Genomic DNA, 19,853 nt, shown 5'->3' with positions numbered 1-19,853 from the left:
TTGCAGTTTTTATTTAGTATAAGCCATACTAGCAATACTTACTTTGGTGTTATTTGTGTTTCCTATTGTATTTAAACAAGCTTCAAGAGTTGCACCAGTGGTTATAATATCATCAATTAATAGTATGTGTTTATTTTTAATGAGCTCTGTATTTTTAATCATAAATTGATGTTCAGCATTTTTCCATCTATCAAAACGTACTTTTTTAGTTTGGGTTTTAGTTGCAGAAGTTTTAATTAAAATATTTTCATAAAAAGGAATATTTAACTTTTGTGATAAGCTTTTACCAAAAGTTGAAACTTGATTGTAACCTCTTTTTTTTTGCTTTTTCTTATGAAGCGGAACAGGAATAATACAATCTATATTTTTAAACCTCTTTGAATCTTTAATTTCTTCTCCCAACCAATCTCCAATTAGGGTACCAACTTGTTGTTGGCTTTTGTATTTTAATTCATGCATTAATTGTTGAACATTCCCTTTTTTTAAAAAGTAGAATAAACTAGTAGCCTCTTCAACTGGAAATCTTCCATAAAATATTTTTTCAACTAAGTTATTTTTTTCTTCAGTAAAATTGGTTAAGGGCAAGTCGTGCCTGCAATTTAAACAAATAGTTTGTTCATGTGCTGTAAGTGGATCTTTGCAACACAAACAAATTTCAGGATAGAAAATATTAAATATTTCTTTAAGAAAATTCATAGCTTTTTGGTTAAGTTAAAAAAAGATTTAAATCAATCAAAATATTTTTAAAAAAATATTGAGTTATAAAAATAAATTTTTAACTTTATATTCCTCAATAAAAAGAATCCTCAAAATTTATTTATTAATAATTATAATTTAATTTAGCGTTTTACGTTCAATTAAAAAACAACCCCCTAAAATTTAACCGATGGAAGAAAATAAAAAATCAAACAGTAAGGCTATTGTAATAGTTTTAGCACTATTATTAGTAGCAGCTTTAGCATATACTTTTTATAATAAGAATGAACATAAAAAGTTAACCGATGCCATTACAGTAGAAAAAGAAGAAATAGAACAGAATTTAGATAACATGATTGTTAAGTATGAAGATGCTATAGGTCAAAACACATCAATGTCTAATGAATTAGCTTTTGAAAGAGATAGAATAATTGCCTTGCGAGATTCTATAAAAGGATTAAAAGCCACAAATCTTAATTTAATATTCAGGTATAAAAAGCAAATTGCAAAATTGGAAGAAACTAACAGACGTTTGTTTTTTATGACAGATTCCTTAACCGGAGTAAATAACATATTAACTGTAAATTTAGATAGTGCAAGAGTTAATATTTCAAGGCAACTTGCAGTAAATGATACACTATCCATGAAAAACCAAAATTTAGCTGAAAAAGTAGCAATAGGCTCCATGTTAAAAGTAAATTCAGCAAAAGTGTTGGCAATGCGTGAAAGAACTAATGGAAAATTAGTTGAAACTTCAAGAGCAAGAAATACAGATGCATTTAGAATTAACTTTACGGTAGCAAAAAATGAAATTTCTGAACAAGGTGAGCGTCCGGTTTATATTCAAATTGTTGATGTAACAACAGGAGAAACAGTTGCAAGTAAAGGCATATTAGCTTTAGCTGAAGGTAAAGAAATTAATTATAGCGATGCTACAACAATAAATTATTTAAATGAAGCTGTAGACGTTGTTTCTTTGGTTGAAGTTGATCGTGAACTAATTGAAAGAGGCGTTTATGCAATAAATATTTTTGTAGAAAATAGAATTGTAGGAGTAACTCAAATTACGTTAAAGTAAAAATTGATAACTCCAAATTAGTATTATTTAATGTTAGTTAGGTGGAAATAGTTTCGGCTATTTCCACTTTTTTGTTTTTTAGTAATAAAAGCTTTATTACTTTTGCAAAATGGCAAATCAAGATGATCAATTTAAAAAAGTAGTTTCACATGCAAAAGAGTACGGATACGTATTTCAATCTAGTGAAATTTATGATGGTTTAAGCGCAGTTTACGACTACGCTCAAAACGGTGTTGAGTTAAAGAAAAATATTAGAGATTACTGGTGGAAGGCAATGGTGCAAATGCATGAAAATATTGTTGGTTTAGATGCTGCAATTTTTATGCACCCAACAACTTGGAAAGCTTCTGGCCATGTAGATGCCTTTAATGACCCTCTAATAGATAATAAAGATTCCAAAAAAAGATATAGAGCAGATGTTTTAATTGAAGACTATGTTGGTAAACTGGATGCTAAAATTGAAAAAGAAGTCGCAAAAGCAGCAAAACGTTTTGGCGAATCTTTCGATAAAGAACAATTTTTAGCAACGAACCCAAGAGTAGTAGGCTATAAAGAAAAAGGTGATGCAATTTTACAACGTATGGGTAAATCTTTAGAAAACGAAGATTTAGCGGATGTAAAACTATTGATTGAAGAATTAGAAATAGGTTGTCCATTGTCAGGCTCTAAAAACTGGACAGATGTAAAGCAATTTAACTTAATGTTTGGTACCAAATTAGGAGCTTCAGCAGATACTGCAATGGATTTATATTTGCGTCCAGAAACTGCTCAAGGTATTTTTGTAAACTTTTTAAATGTTCAAAAAACGGGTAGAATGAAAATTCCTTTTGGAATTGCTCAAACCGGTAAAGCGTTTAGAAATGAAATAGTTGCACGTCAGTTTATTTTTCGTATGCGTGAATTTGAACAAATGGAAATGCAATTTTTTGTGCGTCCTGGTACGCAAAAAGAATGGTATGAACAATGGAAAGAAACGCGTTTAAAATGGCATTTGTCTTTAGGAATGGGCGCAGACAATTACCGTTTTCATGACCACGAAAAACTAGCGCATTATGCTGATGCTGCTGCTGATATTGAGTTTAGATTTCCGTTCGGATTTAAAGAATTAGAAGGAATTCATTCGCGTACTGATTTTGATTTATCGAGCCACGAAAAATTCTCAGGAAAAAAATTACAATATTTTGATCCAGAATTAAACGAGCGTTATGTTCCTTATGTGGTTGAAACTTCTATTGGATTAGATAGGATGTTTTTAGCTGTTTTTTCACATTCTTTACAAGAAGAGGAATTAGAAAACGGAACAACAAGAACTGTTTTAAAATTGCCATCAGTATTAGCTCCAACTAAAGCAGCTATTTTACCTTTGGTTAAAAAAGATGGTTTGCCTGAGGTTGCTCGTAAAATTGTTGAAGATTTAAAATGGGATTTCAGTGTAACATACGATGAAAAAGATGCCGTTGGAAGACGTTATAGAAGACAAGATGCTGCAGGAACTCCTTTTTGTATTACAGTAGACCACGAAACTTTAAACGATGATACTGTAACAATTAGGCACAGAGATAGTATGGAACAACAACGTGTTAAAATTTCGGAATTAAAAGAAATAATTAAAGAAGAAGTTGATGTGAAAAATTGGTTGATGAAAATGTAAACCAATTAATTATACATAAAAAAAGCCGAGCATTAGCTCGGCTTTTTTTATGCTGTATTTTTTAAAATACGTTTTCCTAAAGTTAAACCAAACCTAGGAACAACATCTATTGCATTGTCATTTAATAAATTTTTACCCGCATCACCATATATTTCAAAAATAAATTCATTAGTGGTTATAAATTTCACTTCAACAGAAAAACTAATGCAAAGTCAGTTTCATCATTATTTGAATTATTTACACCCATCTCAGGATAAGAATCGTAAATTAAATCGTATGTTTTAATTACTAAATAGCTTTACAATATCATTTCCATTCGCTAAAAGTAGTAAGGCTATTAATAGAATAAATCCAGTAATTTGAGCATATTCTAAAAATTTGTCATTTGGTTTTCTACCTGTAATCATTTCATACAAAGTAAATACCACGTGGCCACCATCTAAAGCGGGAATTGGTAATAGGTTCATAAAACCTAACATAATTGATAAAAATGCTGTAATTCCCCAAAAAGATTTCCAACTCCAAGTTGAAGGGAAAATATTTCCAATTGCAATAAAACCACCAATACTTGTAGCTCCTTTTTTAGTAAATACATATTTAAATTGGGTGATATAATCTTTTAATGTCCAAATAGCTAAAGAGTTTCCTTTTGAAATACTTTCTAAAAATGAATAATCTTTATGATCTATGGAAAACCCTCTTTGTAGGTAATTTGAAACACCAATAGTTTTGTCTTCATTTGGAACAATAGAAATGCTTTTTATTACTCCATCTCTTTCAACATCAAGTGTTAATTTTTCTTCTGTTGCTTTTGAAGCTAACATAGAAAATTCTTGCCAGTAAGAAACCGGTGTATTATTTACAGCAATTATTTTGTCGTTCTTTAAAATTCCAAATTTTTCAGCAGGAGAACCAACTACAACAGTATCAATTATAGGTATTGTTCTGGCGCTAAAAGGCTCCATTACACCTTTTTCCCACATAATACTTCCAATATCTTCAGGAATAGCAATTGTTTCAGTAATACCATCTTCGTGAATAACTTCTAAAGAAGTAATTCCTCTTAAAAATAAATGTTTGTTAACATCAGTTACATCTAAAGGAACTTCACCATTAAATTTGGTAATTTTATCACCATCTTTAAACCCAAATTCTTTAAATGTTTCGTGAACTGCAAAACCATTTTTTATTGAGTCTGGTTTTACAAAATCAATTCCCCAAACAAAGGTGATCATAATGTAAATTAGAATTCCTAAAATAAAATTTACAATTACACCTCCCAGCATAATAATTAAGCGTTGCCAAGCCGGTTTAGACCTGAATTCCCAAGGTTGAGCAGGTTGTTTCATTTGTTCGGTATCCATACTTTCGTCAATCATACCAGATATTTTTACATATCCACCTAAAGGAATCCAACCAATTCCGTATTCGGTTTCTCCAATTTTCTTTTTAAGTAAAGAGAATTTGTAATCAAAAAATAAATAAAACTTTTCAACACGTGTTTTAAATATTTTTGCAGGAATAAAATGTCCTAATTCGTGCAATACAATTAAAAACGATAAACTTAAAATAAACTGTGAAGCCTTTATTAATATTTCCATAAATGTCTTTTCAAAATCTAAAATCGCACAAATGTACGGTTTTAAATACAGTTTTAAAAAATGATTAATTGACTAATTAAGTGTTTTAACAAAGTTTTAAAACACTTAAGCAACTATAATTACTATTTGTGCTAAATTTGTGTTTTAATTTTGTAAATAAAATGGATTTAAAATTCTTTAAAAAATCGATACCTACTTTAATAGTTATGGCAATATTCTCATTTATAATGATTTATGCTATATATTCTTTATTAACCCCTGAAAAAAAATTACCAGTTTACAATCCTTCTGATGTAAATCCAAAATTAGTAGATGAAAGTGTTGTACATATTAGACGCAATCATAAAGTTGCGGATTTTAAGTTAATTAATCAAAATGGAGAAACTATTACCCAGGAAGATTATAAAGACAAAATTTACGTGGCAGATTTTTTCTTTACCAGATGTATGACTATTTGCCCTGTAATGACAAATAATATTGGGAAATTACAAGAGGTTTTTAAAAATGATGATGCTATTATGTTTTTATCACATTCCGTAACTCCTGTTATAGATAGCGTTTCTGTATTAAAAGAATATGCCATTAAAAAAGGTGTAATCGATGGAAAATGGAATATTACAACGGGTTCTAAAAAGCATATTTATGAATTGGCTCGTAAAAGTTATTTTGCAGTTTTAGATGAAGGAGATGGTGGCTTACAAGATTTTATTCATACTGAAAATTTTATTTTGGTTGATAAAAAAAGACAAATAAGAGGTTTTTATGATGGTACAGATAGTGAGGATATACAACGATTAATAACCGATATAAAAATACTCCAACACAATTCTAAAGATTAATGATAAATGTCATAGTTTAGAATCATTCTAATTTAGTATATTTGCTCATTATTTATAATCAGTCTTAATAATGTTTAAAACTATTGCAAATTTACAAATTGGAGAAAAAGCTTTTATAGAAAAACTTTGTTTAGACAATATTCCACTAAAATTGCTTGAAATGGGGTGTTTACCTGGTATTGAGGTACAATTAATTCAAAAAGCCCCAATGCAAGATCCTTTATATATTAAAGTAAACGGAAGCCATTTAGCTATTAGAAAAGAAACTGCTGAAAAAATAACGATTGTTAACTACTAACAAAAATGAGTATTAACAAGGTTGTAAAAGTTGCTTTAATTGGAAATCCAAATACAGGAAAAACCTCATTATTTAATCAACTTACTGGTTTAAAACAAAAAGTTGGAAACTATCCAGGTATAACTGTTGAAAAAAAACAGGGTATCTGCAAGTTAAATGAAACTGTTAAAGCTGAAGTTACAGATTTGCCAGGTACTTACAGTATCAACCCAACTTCAATGGATGAAACGTTGGTTTTGGATACCTTATTAAATGAAAAAAACGAAACTTTTCCTGATGTAATTGTAGTTGTTGTTGATATTGAAAATATTAAAAGAAACTTACTTTTATTTACTCAAATAAAAGATTTAAAAATTCCTACAATTTTGGTTATCAATATGGTAGACCAAATGGAACGCAAAGGAATTAAAATAAATGTACCATTGTTAGAAGCACAATTAAAAACAAAAATTGTGTTAGCAAGTGCACGAAAAAGAATTGGTATTGAAGAAATTAAGTTGGCGATTTTAAATTATAAAAATTTAGATATTACACCAATTAGTAATATTTCTGAAAGAATTGATAAAGAATATTTCACCAAATTAAAAAGCGCATTTAAAGAATTCCCTTTATATAAATCTTGGTTGTTAATTACTCAAAAAAAAGAATTTGATTTTTTAACTGAAAAGGAACAGAAATTAGTATTAAAATTTAGAGAAGATTTAGATTGTATTAAGAGATACCAACACAAAGAAACTATTTTAAGGTATCAAATAATTAACGAAATTTTAAAAGAATCTTTTATTGTTGATACCACAAAAGCAACTGATTTAAGGGGAGTTTTAGATAGAATATTAACACATAAAGTATTTGGATATGTGATATTTGCCTTGATATTATTATTCATTTTTCAAGGTATTTTTGACTGGGCAAGCTACCCAATGGATATAATTGATGGTGCTTTTGCAAGTTTAAGTTCTTGGGTAAAAACAGTTATGCCTCCAGGTACTTTCACCAATTTAATTGCAGAAGGAATTATACCAGGTATTGGCGGTGTTGTAATTTTTATTCCGCAAATTGCAATTTTATTTACATTTATTTCAATTTTAGAAGAAACGGGTTATATGAGCCGCGTAGTATTTTTAATGGATAAAATAATGCGAAAATTTGGGATGAGTGGTAAGAGTGTAATTCCATTAATTTCAGGTACTGCATGTGCCATTCCGGCAATAATGGCTTCAAGAAATATTAGTAGCTGGAAAGAGCGATTGATAACTATTTTAGTGGTACCATTTACAACATGTTCTGCTCGGTTGCCGGTATATGCTATTTTAATTGCTTTAATTATTCCTAATAAACCAGTATTAGGTATTCTTAATTTACAAGGTTTAACAATGATGGCATTGTATTTATTAGGATTTACAGCAGCAATTTTATCATCTATTTTATTACATAAAGTATTAAAAATAAATAATAAAAGTTTGTTTGTTATAGAAATGCCTAACTATAAAATTCCTTCAATAAAAAATATAGTATACGAAGTTATTGAAAAAACTAAGGCTTTTGTTTTTGGTGCAGGTAAAATTATTTTAGCACTTTCAATTGTATTGTGGTTTTTAGCATCAAATGGACCAGCATCTTTTAAAAATGCAGAGCAAACAGTATCTGAAAAAACTGAAAATAAAGATCTTTCTAAAGAAGAACTTCAAAAGAAAATAGCTTCATACAAATTAGAAAACTCTTATATTGGTTATATGGGAAAAACCATTGAGCCTGTAATTAAACCTATGGGTTACGATTGGAAAATAGGAATTGCCTTAATTAGTTCATTTGCAGCCCGTGAAGTTTTTGTAGGTGCATTGGCTACTATTTATAATGTAGATAGTGATGGCGAAGATGTGGGAACTATTAAACAAAGAATGGCAGCAGAAATTAATCCTGATACTGGTGAAAAAAGATTTAATTTTCCGACAGGGGTTTCATTATTACTATTTTATGCCTTTGCCATGCAATGTATTGGTACCTTGGCAATTGTTAAAAGAGAAACCAACAGTTGGAAATGGCCTATGTTACAATTAGTAGGTATGGGAATTTTAGCATATATTTCAGCAGTTGTCGCATTTAATATTTTTAGTTAATGCAAGATATTTTAGTTTACATAGCACTTGGTATAGCCATCGCATTTTTAATTAAAACCTACTTCTTTAAATCTAAAAAAGCAGGTAATTGCAGTTCAAATTGTAATTGCCATTAAGTTTTTACATTAAAATTCTCCAAACCTGAGCAACAATAAAACAAACTATAAATCCTAAAATAATAGGTAAAATACTTGCTACAGTTGTCCATTTAACACTTTTTGTTTCCTTATAAATGGTGTAAATAGTTGTACTACAAGGATTGTGTAACAGGCTAAACAACATTAAGTTAATTGCCGTTAATAGTGTCCAACCTCCAGCTTTTAATATTTCTCCAGTTGCATTTATAGAATCCAATTCAAACATTACCCCATTTCCACTTCCTACTCCAGTAATAGAAGCACTCATTACGGTTAACATAAGTATAGTTGGAATTACAATTTCATTTGCAGGAATTGCTACAATATATGCCAATAAAATAACTCCATTTAAACCTAAAAGAATACCAAAACCATCTAAATGTATAATCATCCAATTCGCGATATTAGAATCTCCAATAAATACGTTAGAAATTAACCAAATAACGGCTCCTGCAGGAGCAGCAAATACACAAGCTCTCCACAAAACAATTAACGTTCTGTCAATTAATGAAGTATAAATAGTTTTCCAAAATCTTGGTGGTCTGTATGGTGGTAATTCTAAAGTAAAAGAAGATACTTCTCCTTTTAACATTGTTTTTGATAAAAATAAAGACACCATAAATGTGAAAAATATACCCAACAATGCAATACTAATAACTGCAAATGTAGAAATTGCACCTGCAAAATTTTCAGGTACTAATGCCCCAATAAAGATAGAGGCAATTAAAATTTGAGTTGGCCAACGTCCATTACATAAAGAAAAATTATTTGTAATTATTGCAATTAAACGTTCTCTTGGGCTATCAATAATTCGAGTAGCAATTACACCGGCTGCATTGCAACCAAAACCCATACTCATTGTTAATGCTTGCTTTCCGTGAGCCCCTGATTTTTTAAACAAGTGGTCTAAATTAAAAGCTACTCTAGGTAAATATCCAAAATCTTCAAGTAAGGTAAAAAGAGGGAAAAATATTGCCATTGGAGGGAGCATTACTGCAATTACCCAAGCCAATGCAAGGTAAACGCCATCAAATAAAAAACCACTTAACCACCAAGGAAACCCTATTGATTCACCAATTGTTTTTAACCAAGGATATATGTTTCCTATTAATAAATCTGAAAGTAACCCAGATGGGTAATTTGCTCCAATTATAGTTAGCCATAATACAACAGAAAGGATTAATATCATTATAGGGAATCCCCAAACTTTACTGGTAACAATTTTATCTAAACTTCTGTCAAACCTAAAGCGTTTTGCATCTCCTTTTTTTTGTACAGAATTTTGAGCAATTGTTGCGGCATCTGAATAAATTCCTTCTGTTAATTTATCATGAAATCCTTCACCAATTTGCCACCTTAAATCGTTACTTATGTTTAATATTTTATTCGTTTTCATTATTTTAGTTCTTAGGCTACTTTCAAAAATTAAATTATTCAGTAATAAATTCACCTGTTTTCACAGCCTCAATAATACGTTCATCACCATCTAATAAGCGAAGTGCAATCCATCTGCTATTTGGTACATTTGGATATTCCTTTTCTATTTCCAAACGTAATTTTTCAATGGCATTATTTATATTTTTTGGAACGTTTTTTATACGATGAGGTTTACATTTAATTTCACCAGTTGCAACCTGGTGTACAATTTTTAATAACTCAGGAATTCCTTCTTTAGATCTTGCGCTGGTTGGAACAACTGGAATTCCTAAATCACGTGCTAAGGTTCGGTCGTCAATTTCAATTTCCAAGCGTTTAGCTTCATCCATTAAATTTAAGCATAAAACGGCCTTATCTGTTATTTCTAATATTTGTAAAACTAAATTTAGGTTGCGTTCTAGCCTGCTTGCATCAACAACAATTATGGTAACATCGGGTTTGCCGAATAATATAAAATTTCGTGCAACTTCTTCATCTTGTGAAGTGGAAAGTAATGAGTATGTACCCGGTAAATCAACTAATTTGTATTTCTTTTCATTATAGCGATATCCTCCTTCGGCTCTTGTAACCGTTTTTCCCGGCCAATTTCCTGTATGTTGTTTTAATCCAGTTAATGCGTTAAAAACTGTACTTTTTCCTGTATTTGGATTTCCTGCCAATGCAACTACATAGTTATTGTCTTCAATATTTACTCCCAATTTTTTTAGATTGGATGCTTGGTTTAACTCACAACCTTCACAAGCACTATTTGTTACTTTTTGCATGATTTTTATTTTTTTTCAATTAGTATAAATTTGGCTTGTTCATTACGTATTGCAATAGATGTGTCTCTAACTAAATAAGCTCTTGGATTATTCATTGGGCTTGTTAAATCTACTTCAATTTTAGTGTTTATTACAAAGCCTAAATCAAGTAATCTTCTTCGTATCTCTCCTCTACACTCACCTGAAATTCCTATTATTTTAGCGTGTTCATTCTTTTTTAATTTTGAAAGTCTAAAGGTATTTTCTTCTGAAATTTCTTCTTTTTGTAATTCAAAAATTGTAATATTATTAGCTACAATAGGAGCTAAAATAAATTCTTCACCTTCTGAATGAAAAATGATTCTTTTTTCGTTGTTTTCAATAATATGAATATGAGATCCAATATGTAAATCCTCTGCTAATATTTGCTTGTAAATAATTTCAGGCTCATCTTCAATATGAATAATTCTACCAATAGTTCCTTCGGAAAATGTTGGAAGTGGTTTACCATTAATGGGTTCAACTTCACCTGTTTCTGTAGGAATTGGATCTCCGTGCGGGTCAAATCTTGGGTTTCCCAAATTAATTGCTAGTTCTTTCGCTTGTAAAGAATCAAGTTTGTGTTCCATTTTTTCGGCTATTTCGTGCCAATCTTTTTTATCGAAACCTGTTTTTTCTGAAAGGTATTTTTCCCATAATCTATGGACTCTTATTACTCTAAGTGCATAGTCCATTCCTAAATCATTTAATTTTATATCCCCATTTTCAAAGCTTATAAGTTCTTTGTTTTCCATTTCGGCAATAGTTTCCAGTATTTTTTTTGGACTACTGTTTAAGGAATTTATGATGTCATTGCTATTTAAAGTGTTACCATTATCTTCAGCATGGTATAGTTTTTTTAAAATATCTTCAATAAGTATTTTTGTGTCGTTTTTAAAGCTTGTTTTTATTCTCCAATAAAAACCACTTTTAGGGTAAAATAAAAGGAAAAGGAGTACTACTACAATTCCAAATACAATTAAAGATGTTACTGGGTTTGTCATGGTGTTATTTTATAGTTACAAATACATTTGTACATATTTTATGCGATAATGTGAGATTATTTCCATTGTTTAATTCTACGGTTATTGAATTGTCAAAATCGAATTTATCCAACACGGTTAATTCTGAATCAATATTTAAAGCATGTTTATCTAAAAATTGTAATAAGGCGCTCGAATTGTCTTTTACACAAGTAATTTTATACAAAATATCCTTATTGGCGTTACTCAGTAAAATAGCTTTTTCAGCTCTCATTTTTCCTTTTGCATCAGGTATTGGATCTCCATGTGGGTCTTTTGTAGGATAATTTAAATAGGTGTCTAACCTTTCAATCAACTCATCAGACTCAATATGTTCTAATTGTTCAGCAATTTCATGTACTTCATCCCAATTAAAATTTAATTTTTCTACTAAAAATACTTCCCATAATCTATGTTTTCGTACTACTTTTATAGCTCTTTTTTTACCTTCAGTAGTAGTGGTAACTCCTTTATATTTCTGATAATTAACTAAATTTTTTTCTGCTAATTTTTTAATCATATCAGTAACGGAAGAAGCTTTTGTATGTAAATTTTTTGCAATTAAAGTTGTGCTTACATTTTTAGAATGGGATAATTCTAAGTTAAAAATAGCTTTTAAATAATTTTCTTCGGTGTGTGATAACATGTTAAAACAATTTATTTAGACAAATATAATCATAAATTTAGACTACTCTAAAAATAAATATGTTTAATATAGGATTCTTTTAAATAAAAGCTTAAAAAATTGTATTTTTGAATTAAAAGATGTTTGTATGAATATAGTAATTTATGGTGCAGGAGGAGTAGGTGGTTATTTTGGAGCGCGCTTGGTTGAAGCTGGAAATAACGTTACGTTTATTGCGCGTGGGAAGCATTTAGAAGCAATACAAAAAAACGGATTACAGCTAAAAAGTATAAAAGGAGATTATTTAGTATATCCAGCAAAAGCCACATCTGAAATTTCTGAAGTTAAAAACATTGATTTGATTTTAATTTGTGTTAAAACTTGGCAGTTGGCTGAGGTTTCGGAAAAAATAGAACCTGCTCTAAACTCAAATACGATGGTAATTTCATTGTTAAATGGAGCTGAAAATGCATCAATTTTATGTGGAATTATTGATAAAAAACACGTTTTAGGAGGATTATGTAAAGTAATTAGTAAAATAGAAGATTACGGAGTTATAAATCACATTTCTTACGAACCAACTATAGTATTTGGGGAATTAGACAATAAGAAGTCTAAAAGAGCTTTAATACTTGAACAGCTTTTTTTAAATGCTGGAATTAAAACAATATTAGCGGAAGATATTCAAAAAGAAATTTGGACTAAGTTTTTATTTATTTCAACAATAAGTGCAATTGGAGCTTTAACCAGGGCAACTTTAGGTGAAATGATTGCAATACCTCAAATAAAGAAAATGATGTTTCAAACCGCTAAAGAAATTGAAAGTATTGCTTTGGCAAAAGGTGTTTATTTACCAGAAGACACCATTGAAAAACAATTTCAAATTATAGCATCTCAACCGTTTGATGCCACATCTTCATTGCAAAGGGATGTTTTAGATGGAAAACCCTCTGAATTGGAGGCTCAAAACGGAACAATTGTAAGAATGGGAAAAGAATTAGGAATTCCAACCCCTGTAAATTCATTTATTTATTACTGTTTATTACCTCAAGAAAAAAAAGCTAGAAATTTAAATTAATTTCTTTTTTGGCTTTTTACTAATTAAATAAACACCAATAATTACCAAAAAACAACTGAATAATTTTATTAAGTTGATGTCTTGAGCATATTCCTTGTGTCCCATTGCATATGCATAAATACTAACCATTATAAAACTTAATACAGGTTGCAGGTATATATAACTTCCATTAACTGATGGGGAAACAAAGTTAAGAGCATAAATATTAAATAAATAAGTTAAAAAAGTGGTGCCAATAATAACAAAAGTAATAGCAAGATAAGTATTTGTAGTAAACGCACTAAAATCTGTATTTAACAAATCATTTATTCCAAATGGAAAAACAAATATAAGCCCAAAAAGAAACACCCAACTTATAACTGTAATAGCTTTGTATTTTTTCATTAAAGGTTTTACCAAAACCAAATACAATCCATAAGAACAGGCGTTTAAAAAAACAAAAAGGTTTCCTAAAAAGGAGCTGGTACCTTCAGCACTTTTCCCGTATAAAATTAAAAGAACAGCACCAATACCTCCAGTTAATATTCCTAAGTATTTATAAGTTGTAATTCGTTCTTTCAAAAGAAAAACACTTAAAACAAGAACTATTACAGGAGTAGTAGTCATAATTATTGAGGCATCAATTGGAGATGTTAAACTTAGGCCATGAAAAAATAGCAGCATATTGGTTGAAATTCCAAACAATCCACAAAATGCTAAAAGTATAAGATCTTTTTTTTCAACTTTTTCTTTTACAAATTGTTTTACAATCCAAAACAGTAAACCTGCAGCAATTATTCTTAATAAAACTAATGCAGAAGGTCCTATTTTATTAGGCATAACTCCTTTAGCAATTAAAAAATTAGCACCATAAATTAAATTTGCGCCCAGCAAGGCAAGATGTGCTTTTGTAGTATTTTTACCCAAGGTTTTTAGTTTGATTTTTTGAATGTGAAAAGTACAAATTACTTGCAAACAAATAGCTAAATGTTGTATGTAAATGCAAATGATATTAATTAAATATAAACATTTTATAGTTTTCTTTTTAAAACGTAACTTTGCGCTTTTAAAATTTGAATAGCAAGCATGGAATACAACTTTAGAGAAATAGAGGAAAAATGGCAAAAATATTGGGCTGACAACCAAACTTTTAAAGCGGAAAACAAATCGGATAAACCAAAGTTTTACGTATTAGATATGTTTCCATACCCATCAGGTGCAGGGTTACACGTTGGGCATCCATTAGGTTATATTGCATCTGATATTTATGCGCGTTATAAACGTCACAAAGGTTTTAATGTTTTACACCCACAAGGTTACGATTCTTTTGGCTTGCCTGCAGAACAATATGCAATTCAAACTGGGCAACACCCAGCAGTTACAACCGAAGCTAATATTAAAACATACAGAAAACAACTTGATAAAATTGGATTTTCATTTGATTGGTCTCGTGAAGTAAGAACTTCAGATCCAAATTATTATAAATGGACACAGTGGATTTTTATTCAATTATTTGAATCTTATTACTGTAAAGATGCTGATCAGGCTAGGGACATATCTGAATTAATTAATGTTTTTGAAGCTGAAGGAAATGGAAGAATAAATGCAGTTTGTGATGATGAGGTTGAAATTTTTACAGCTGAAGATTGGAAAAGCTATTCTGAAGAGGAACAACAAAATATTTTATTAAAATATAGACTTACATTTTTGTCTGAAACTGAAGTTAACTGGTGTCCTCAGTTAGGAACCGTGTTGGCAAATGATGAAATTGTAAACGGTGTTTCAGAACGTGGTGGACATTTGGTAGTTCGTAAAAAAATGATGCAATGGAGTATGAGAATTACTGCCTATGCACAACGCTTATTGGATGGATTAGACAAAATTGATTGGCCGCAACCGTTAAAAGATTCTCAAACGTATTGGATTGGAAGATCTGAAGGCGCAATGGTTTCTTTTAATATTGATGGTTTTGAAAATAAAATTGATGTTTTTACAACACGTCCTGATACAATTTACGGAGTAAGTTTTATGACCTTAGCTCCAGAACACGAATTGGTTTCAAAAATAACTACTGCTGCACAAAAAGAGGCTGTTGAAACGTATGTTAAAGCAACTGCAAAACGTAGTGAATTAGAGCGTATGGCTGATGTAAAAACCATTTCAGGTGTATTTACTGGTGCATATGCCTTACATCCTTTTACCGGTAAAAAAATTCCAATTTGGATTGGAGATTATGTATTGGCTGGTTATGGAACTGGTGCTGTAATGGCTGTTCCGTGTGGAGACGAGCGTGATTATGCGTTTGCAAAGCATTTTGGTTTAGAAATTCCAAATATATTTGAAGGTGTTGATATTTCTGAAGAAGCTTGTTCTACTAAAGAAGGTGTAAAAATTGCAAATTCCGATTTTTTAAATGGGTTGACCTATAAAAAGGCAATGAAAACTATTATTCACGAAATTGAAAAACGTGGTTTTGGTTTTGGAAAAATAAATTACCGTTTACGCGATGCTGTTTTTAGTCGCCAACGTTATTGGGGAGAACCTTTTCCAGTGTATTATAAAAATGGATTACCGCAAATGATTGACAAACAGTATTTGCCAATTGTATTGCCAGAAGTTGAAAAGTATTTACCTACAGAAGATGGAAAACCACCGTTAGGAAACGCAACCATTTGGTCATGGGACACTTCAAAAAATAAAGTTGTTTCAAATGATTTGGTTGACAATATTACTGTTTTTCCTTTGGAATTAAACACAATGCCAGGTTGGGCAGGAAGTTCACAATATTTTAATCGTTATATGGATTCTCAAAATGATGAGGAAATGTTTTCAAAAGAAGCGATTAATTATTGGCAGGATGTTGATTTATATATTGGTGGTAGCGAACACGCAACCGGACATTTATTATACTCTCGTTTTTGGCAAAAATTTATGTTTGATAAAGGTTTTGTACCAACCGATGAATATGCTAAAAAGTTAATCAATCAAGGAATGATTACTGGAACTTCAGCATTTGTTTACAGAGTTGAAGGTGAAAATAAATTTGTTTCAAAAGGACTAAAAGAAGATTATAAAGTACAACAAATTCATTCGGATGTTTCTTTTGTAAATACTTCTGATGAATTAGATGTGGAAGCTTTTAAAAACTGGAGAGAAGAATATAAGGATGCTGAATTTATTTTAGAGGATGGAAAATACATTGTTGGTCGCGAGGTTGAAAAAATGTCGAAATCTAAATACAATGTTGTAAACCCAGATAATATTTGTGAAGAGTACGGAGCGGATAGTTTACGTTTATTCGAAATGTTTTTAGGTCCGTTAGAACAATCGAAACCTTGGAAAACTTCAGGTATTTCAGGAGTTTATAGTTTTTTAAAGAAATTGTGGAAATTGTATGTTGTAAATGGTGAATTTTCAGTTTCAGATGCAACACCAACAAAAGACGAGTTTAAAACGCTTCATAAAACAATTAAAAAAGTTGAAGAAGATATTGCAAATTTTTCATTCAATACTTCGGTTTCAACATTTATGATTGCGGTTAATGAGTTAACAGCTTTAAAATGTAATAAACGTGAAATTTTAGAACCTTTAGCAATTATTATTGAACCTTATGCACCTCATATTGCTGAAGAATTATGGTCTAAATTAGGTTATTCAACCTCAGTTTCCACAGCGGATTTTCCAATTTTTGATTCAAAATATTTGGTTGAAAGTAGTAAAGTTTATCCGGTTTCGTTTAATGGTAAAATGCGTTTTACAATAGAATTATCATTGGATTTAAGTAAAGATGAAATTGAAGCAGCTGTAATAGCTCATGAAAAAACACAAGAACAATTACAAGGTAGAATACCAAAAAAAGTAATTGTAGTACCAGGTAAAATTGTAAATATTGTTGGGTAATTTGGTTGTCGTTCCTGCAGAAGTAGTATTAACATTATAAAACTATTAAAATGATTGATATTTACGAAATAATAGGGTTAATAGCAGCAACTTTAACAACTTCGGCTTTTGTGCCACAAGTTTATAAAGCGTGGAAGTCAAAAAATACTGAAAGTTTATCCTTAACAATGTATTTGGCTTTTTTTGTTGGGATTATGCTTTGGTTGGTCTATGGAATTCATTTAAATAGTTTAGCTATGATTTTATCTAACACAGCAACAGGTTTTTTAGCACTGATTTTAATTATTCTAAAATTGAAATACAAATAATGAAGTTCAAAAAAAATATAAATTATAATGCTCGAAAAATCCACCGTTATTTGGGTGTTTTTTTGGGGATTCAATTTTTATTTTGGACACTTGGCGGTTTGTATTTTAGTTGGAATAATATGGATGATGTTCATGGTAAAACATTGTTAAAACAAGATAAAATATATTTTAAAAACATTGACTTTTCTCAAATTCAAAAGGGAATTGATTCCTTAAAAATTTTAGTAAATTTTGACTCTATTCAATCTATAAATTTAGTAGAGGCTTTTGGAAAACCGTTCGCTCAATTAAAATATTTTGATGGCAACCAATTAAAAGTTCAATTAATAGTTGCTGAAACAGGAAAACTAAGACCATTATTTTCCGGACAGGAATGCATTGAATTGGTAGAAGGACATTTAAAAAATCACATTCCAATTATAAAAGCTGAATTTTTAGATAAACACACCGTTGGAAATCATCACGAATATAGAGAAAAACCACTTCCGGCATATGCTTTTACATTAGATCATCCTTCGCAAACAACCATATATATTTCTACAGAATCGGGCCAAATTACAAGTGTAAGAAATAACAATTGGAGACGTTTTGATTTTTTATGGATGCTTCATACTATGGATTATACAACTAGAGATATTATTACAAACTGGGTGCTTCGTATATTCTCTGCGTTAGGAGTATTAACTATTTTTTCTGGATTTTTCCTGTTTTATTTAACATCACCTACCATAAGAAAATTAAAAAAGTAAAAGTTTAATTCATTTAATGAATTAAAATGTTTTTCGGGGATGGTTATTGTTTTAAACCGTCAAATTTATTACTTATATTTACTTCAAATTAAAGCATGAAAATAAAACAGCTATCACTTAGAAATAGAATATTTTTGGCAATGATATTGTTAATATTATTGGCATCAATATTAATTGCTGCGGTTACAATTTTTCAGTATAAAGAGCAAACGGATGAATATAATCAAGGAAGATTAGAGCGAAAAGAAGAAGCTGTAAAAGCATCTATAAATTATTGGTTAAATAGTGGGAACGGTAATACATTTCCAGTTGTAGAAGCGAATTTAGAATATATATTTAGAGAAAAGATTTACGAAATTTCGGATATAGAAAAGCTGGAAATTAATATTTACAATTTATCAGGAAATATAGCGAAAAGTTCACATTCTGGATTTGTACAAAGCAGCGCACCAGCAAAACTTAATGACACTGTTTTAAAAGGCGTAAGAAACAATATTGATCATCGTTTTGTAAACACTAAAATTATAAAAGGAAAAAGTTTACAATCATCCTATTCCTATATTACCGACAATAAGTTTAAACCAATTGGGATTTTAAATTTACAATATGTACAAGATAATACAGCCCAAGACAAAGATTTAGAAGAATTTTTGGTTAGAATGGCTTACGTTTATTTTATAATGTTTTTATTGGCAATAGGTTTGGCGTATTTTATTTCAAGTTATATAACAAGAAATATAAAAGCTATTACTGATAAAATGCGTCAAACAAGATTAAATACTTCTAATGAAAAAATTACATTAAAAAATGCAAGTTCAGAAATTTTCACCTTGGTAAATGCCTACAATAATATGGTTGATGAACTTGAAAAAAGTGCTGTAAAACTGGCAAAAGGGGAACGTGAACAAGCTTGGCGTGAAATGGCAAAACAAGTTGCACACGAAATTAAAAATCCATTAACTCCTATGCGATTAACAGTGCAAAGTTTTCAAAGAAAATTTGACCCTAATGATCCTAACATCCACGATAAAATAGATGAATTCAGTAAAACATTAATTCAACAAATTGATATTATGAGCTCTATTGCTTCTGCATTTTCAAATTTCGCCAAAATGCCAACACCTCATAGAGAAGAATTAAATGTGGTTAACGTGGTAAAACTTGCCTTAGATATTTTTACAGAAGATTATATTTCATATTTTCCAAAGCAACACCAAATTATTGCCTATTTAGATAAAACGCAATTAATAAGGGTTGTAACTAATTTAGTGAAAAATGCTACACACGCCTTAGCAGAAACTGAAAATAAAAAAATTGAAGTAACTGTTTCAGAAGACAATGGTAATGTTGAAATTATTATTGCAGATAATGGAAAAGGAATTTCTGATCAAGATAAAGATAAAATATTTGAACCAAAATTTACCACAAAATCAAGCGGAATGGGCTTAGGATTACCAATGGTAAAAAATATAGTTGAAGCTTATAATGGTACAATTAATTTTACAACGCAATACAATAAAGGAACAGTTTTTAAAATAGTATTACCTAAAAAATAA

17 protein-coding genes and 1 pseudogene are annotated in these 19,853 nt (G+C 29.9%); 11 read left to right on the top strand and 7 right to left on the bottom strand.

The window, feature by feature from the left end; genetic code table 11:
- Nucleotides 1–9 precede the first annotated feature (9 nt).
- The gene (locus BX611_RS03410) at nucleotides 10–696 is read right to left on the bottom strand and encodes a ComF family protein (protein ID WP_115878073.1); all 687 of its coding nucleotides are present in this window, start codon (nucleotides 694–696) and stop codon (nucleotides 10–12) included.
- A 190-nt stretch (nucleotides 697–886) separates the two neighbouring features.
- On the opposite strand from BX611_RS03410, the gene BX611_RS03405 reads away from it, so the two are divergent.
- Together BX611_RS03405 and BX611_RS03400 are read left to right on the top strand one after the other, a co-directional pair.
- Complete coding sequence (locus BX611_RS03405; protein WP_115878071.1) at nucleotides 887–1,774, top strand: hypothetical protein; 888 nt, start codon at nucleotides 887–889, stop codon at nucleotides 1,772–1,774.
- A gap of 109 nt (nucleotides 1,775–1,883) precedes the next feature.
- Complete coding sequence (locus tag BX611_RS03400; protein ID WP_115878069.1) at nucleotides 1,884–3,425, top strand: glycine--tRNA ligase; 1,542 nt, start codon at nucleotides 1,884–1,886, stop codon at nucleotides 3,423–3,425.
- Between the two features lie 47 nt (nucleotides 3,426–3,472).
- On the opposite strand, the gene BX611_RS15000 is transcribed toward BX611_RS03400, so the two are convergent.
- Both BX611_RS15000 and rseP read right to left on the bottom strand, forming a co-directional pair.
- Nucleotides 3,473–3,613, bottom strand: a complete 141-nt coding sequence (locus tag BX611_RS15000) for a hypothetical protein (protein WP_162879996.1) — start codon at nucleotides 3,611–3,613, stop codon at nucleotides 3,473–3,475.
- A 93-nt stretch (nucleotides 3,614–3,706) separates the two neighbouring features.
- Nucleotides 3,707–5,026 (bottom strand): RIP metalloprotease RseP, encoded by a 1,320-nt coding sequence (rseP, locus tag BX611_RS03395; RefSeq protein WP_115878068.1) that lies wholly within the window; start codon nucleotides 5,024–5,026, stop codon nucleotides 3,707–3,709.
- Nucleotides 5,027–5,187: 161 nt separating this feature from the next.
- On the opposite strand from rseP, the gene BX611_RS03390 reads away from it, so the two are divergent.
- From BX611_RS03390 to BX611_RS03375, 4 genes are all read left to right on the top strand, one after another.
- Nucleotides 5,188–5,865, top strand: a complete 678-nt coding sequence (locus BX611_RS03390) for an SCO family protein (RefSeq protein ID WP_115878067.1) — start codon at nucleotides 5,188–5,190, stop codon at nucleotides 5,863–5,865.
- Between the two features lie 70 nt (nucleotides 5,866–5,935).
- Entirely contained in the window at nucleotides 5,936–6,163 is a 228-nt protein-coding gene (locus BX611_RS03385; RefSeq protein WP_115878066.1) for a FeoA family protein, read from the top strand.
- Nucleotides 6,164–6,168: 5 nt separating this feature from the next.
- A complete protein-coding gene (gene feoB / locus BX611_RS03380) occupies nucleotides 6,169–8,280 on the top strand; it encodes a ferrous iron transport protein B (protein ID WP_115878065.1) in 2,112 nt (703 codons plus the stop codon).
- The gene (locus BX611_RS03375; protein WP_115878064.1) at nucleotides 8,280–8,396 is read left to right on the top strand and encodes a FeoB-associated Cys-rich membrane protein; all 117 of its coding nucleotides are present in this window, start codon (nucleotides 8,280–8,282) and stop codon (nucleotides 8,394–8,396) included. The genes feoB (BX611_RS03380) and BX611_RS03375 overlap by 1 nt, the downstream gene beginning before the upstream one ends.
- Before the next feature lie 4 nt (nucleotides 8,397–8,400).
- Here the strand turns inward: BX611_RS03375 and feoB (BX611_RS15270) are convergent.
- From feoB (BX611_RS15270) to BX611_RS03360, 3 genes and pseudogenes are all read right to left on the bottom strand, one after another.
- Nucleotides 8,401–10,618, bottom strand: a pseudogene (feoB, locus tag BX611_RS15270) (ferrous iron transport protein B).
- A gap of 5 nt (nucleotides 10,619–10,623) precedes the next feature.
- Entirely contained in the window at nucleotides 10,624–11,640 is a 1,017-nt protein-coding gene (locus BX611_RS03365) for a metal-dependent transcriptional regulator (protein WP_115878063.1), read from the bottom strand.
- Nucleotides 11,641–11,644: 4 nt separating this feature from the next.
- Nucleotides 11,645–12,304, bottom strand: a complete 660-nt coding sequence (locus tag BX611_RS03360; protein ID WP_115878062.1) for a metal-dependent transcriptional regulator — start codon at nucleotides 12,302–12,304, stop codon at nucleotides 11,645–11,647.
- A 127-nt stretch (nucleotides 12,305–12,431) separates the two neighbouring features.
- On the opposite strand from BX611_RS03360, the gene BX611_RS03355 reads away from it, so the two are divergent.
- The gene (locus BX611_RS03355) at nucleotides 12,432–13,361 is read left to right on the top strand and encodes a ketopantoate reductase family protein (protein ID WP_115878061.1); all 930 of its coding nucleotides are present in this window, start codon (nucleotides 12,432–12,434) and stop codon (nucleotides 13,359–13,361) included.
- Here the strand turns inward: BX611_RS03355 and BX611_RS03350 are convergent.
- Nucleotides 13,353–14,267 (bottom strand): DMT family transporter, encoded by a 915-nt coding sequence (locus BX611_RS03350; RefSeq protein WP_147296392.1) that lies wholly within the window; start codon nucleotides 14,265–14,267, stop codon nucleotides 13,353–13,355. The genes BX611_RS03355 and BX611_RS03350 overlap by 9 nt on opposite strands.
- Before the next feature lie 159 nt (nucleotides 14,268–14,426).
- Here BX611_RS03350 and leuS point away from each other — a divergent pair, with 159 nt between their 5' ends.
- The 4 genes from leuS to BX611_RS03330 all read left to right on the top strand — a co-directional run bounded on the left by leuS (nucleotide 14,427) and on the right by BX611_RS03330 (nucleotide 19,853).
- Entirely contained in the window at nucleotides 14,427–17,240 is a 2,814-nt protein-coding gene (gene leuS / locus BX611_RS03345) for a leucine--tRNA ligase (protein WP_115878059.1), read from the top strand.
- A gap of 50 nt (nucleotides 17,241–17,290) precedes the next feature.
- Entirely contained in the window at nucleotides 17,291–17,548 is a 258-nt protein-coding gene (locus BX611_RS03340) for a SemiSWEET family sugar transporter (RefSeq protein ID WP_181897226.1), read from the top strand.
- The gene (locus BX611_RS03335) at nucleotides 17,548–18,297 is read left to right on the top strand and encodes a hypothetical protein (RefSeq protein WP_115878058.1); all 750 of its coding nucleotides are present in this window, start codon (nucleotides 17,548–17,550) and stop codon (nucleotides 18,295–18,297) included. The genes BX611_RS03340 and BX611_RS03335 overlap by 1 nt, the downstream gene beginning before the upstream one ends.
- A gap of 95 nt (nucleotides 18,298–18,392) precedes the next feature.
- Nucleotides 18,393–19,853, top strand: coding sequence for a sensor histidine kinase (locus BX611_RS03330; protein WP_240324940.1), 1,461 nt, complete (start codon nucleotides 18,393–18,395; stop codon nucleotides 19,851–19,853).

This window comes from Lutibacter oceani (assembly GCF_003384935.1).
Classification (GTDB): domain Bacteria; phylum Bacteroidota; class Bacteroidia; order Flavobacteriales; family Flavobacteriaceae; genus Lutibacter; species Lutibacter oceani.
This window is presented reverse-complemented; position numbering and strand designations above follow the sequence as displayed.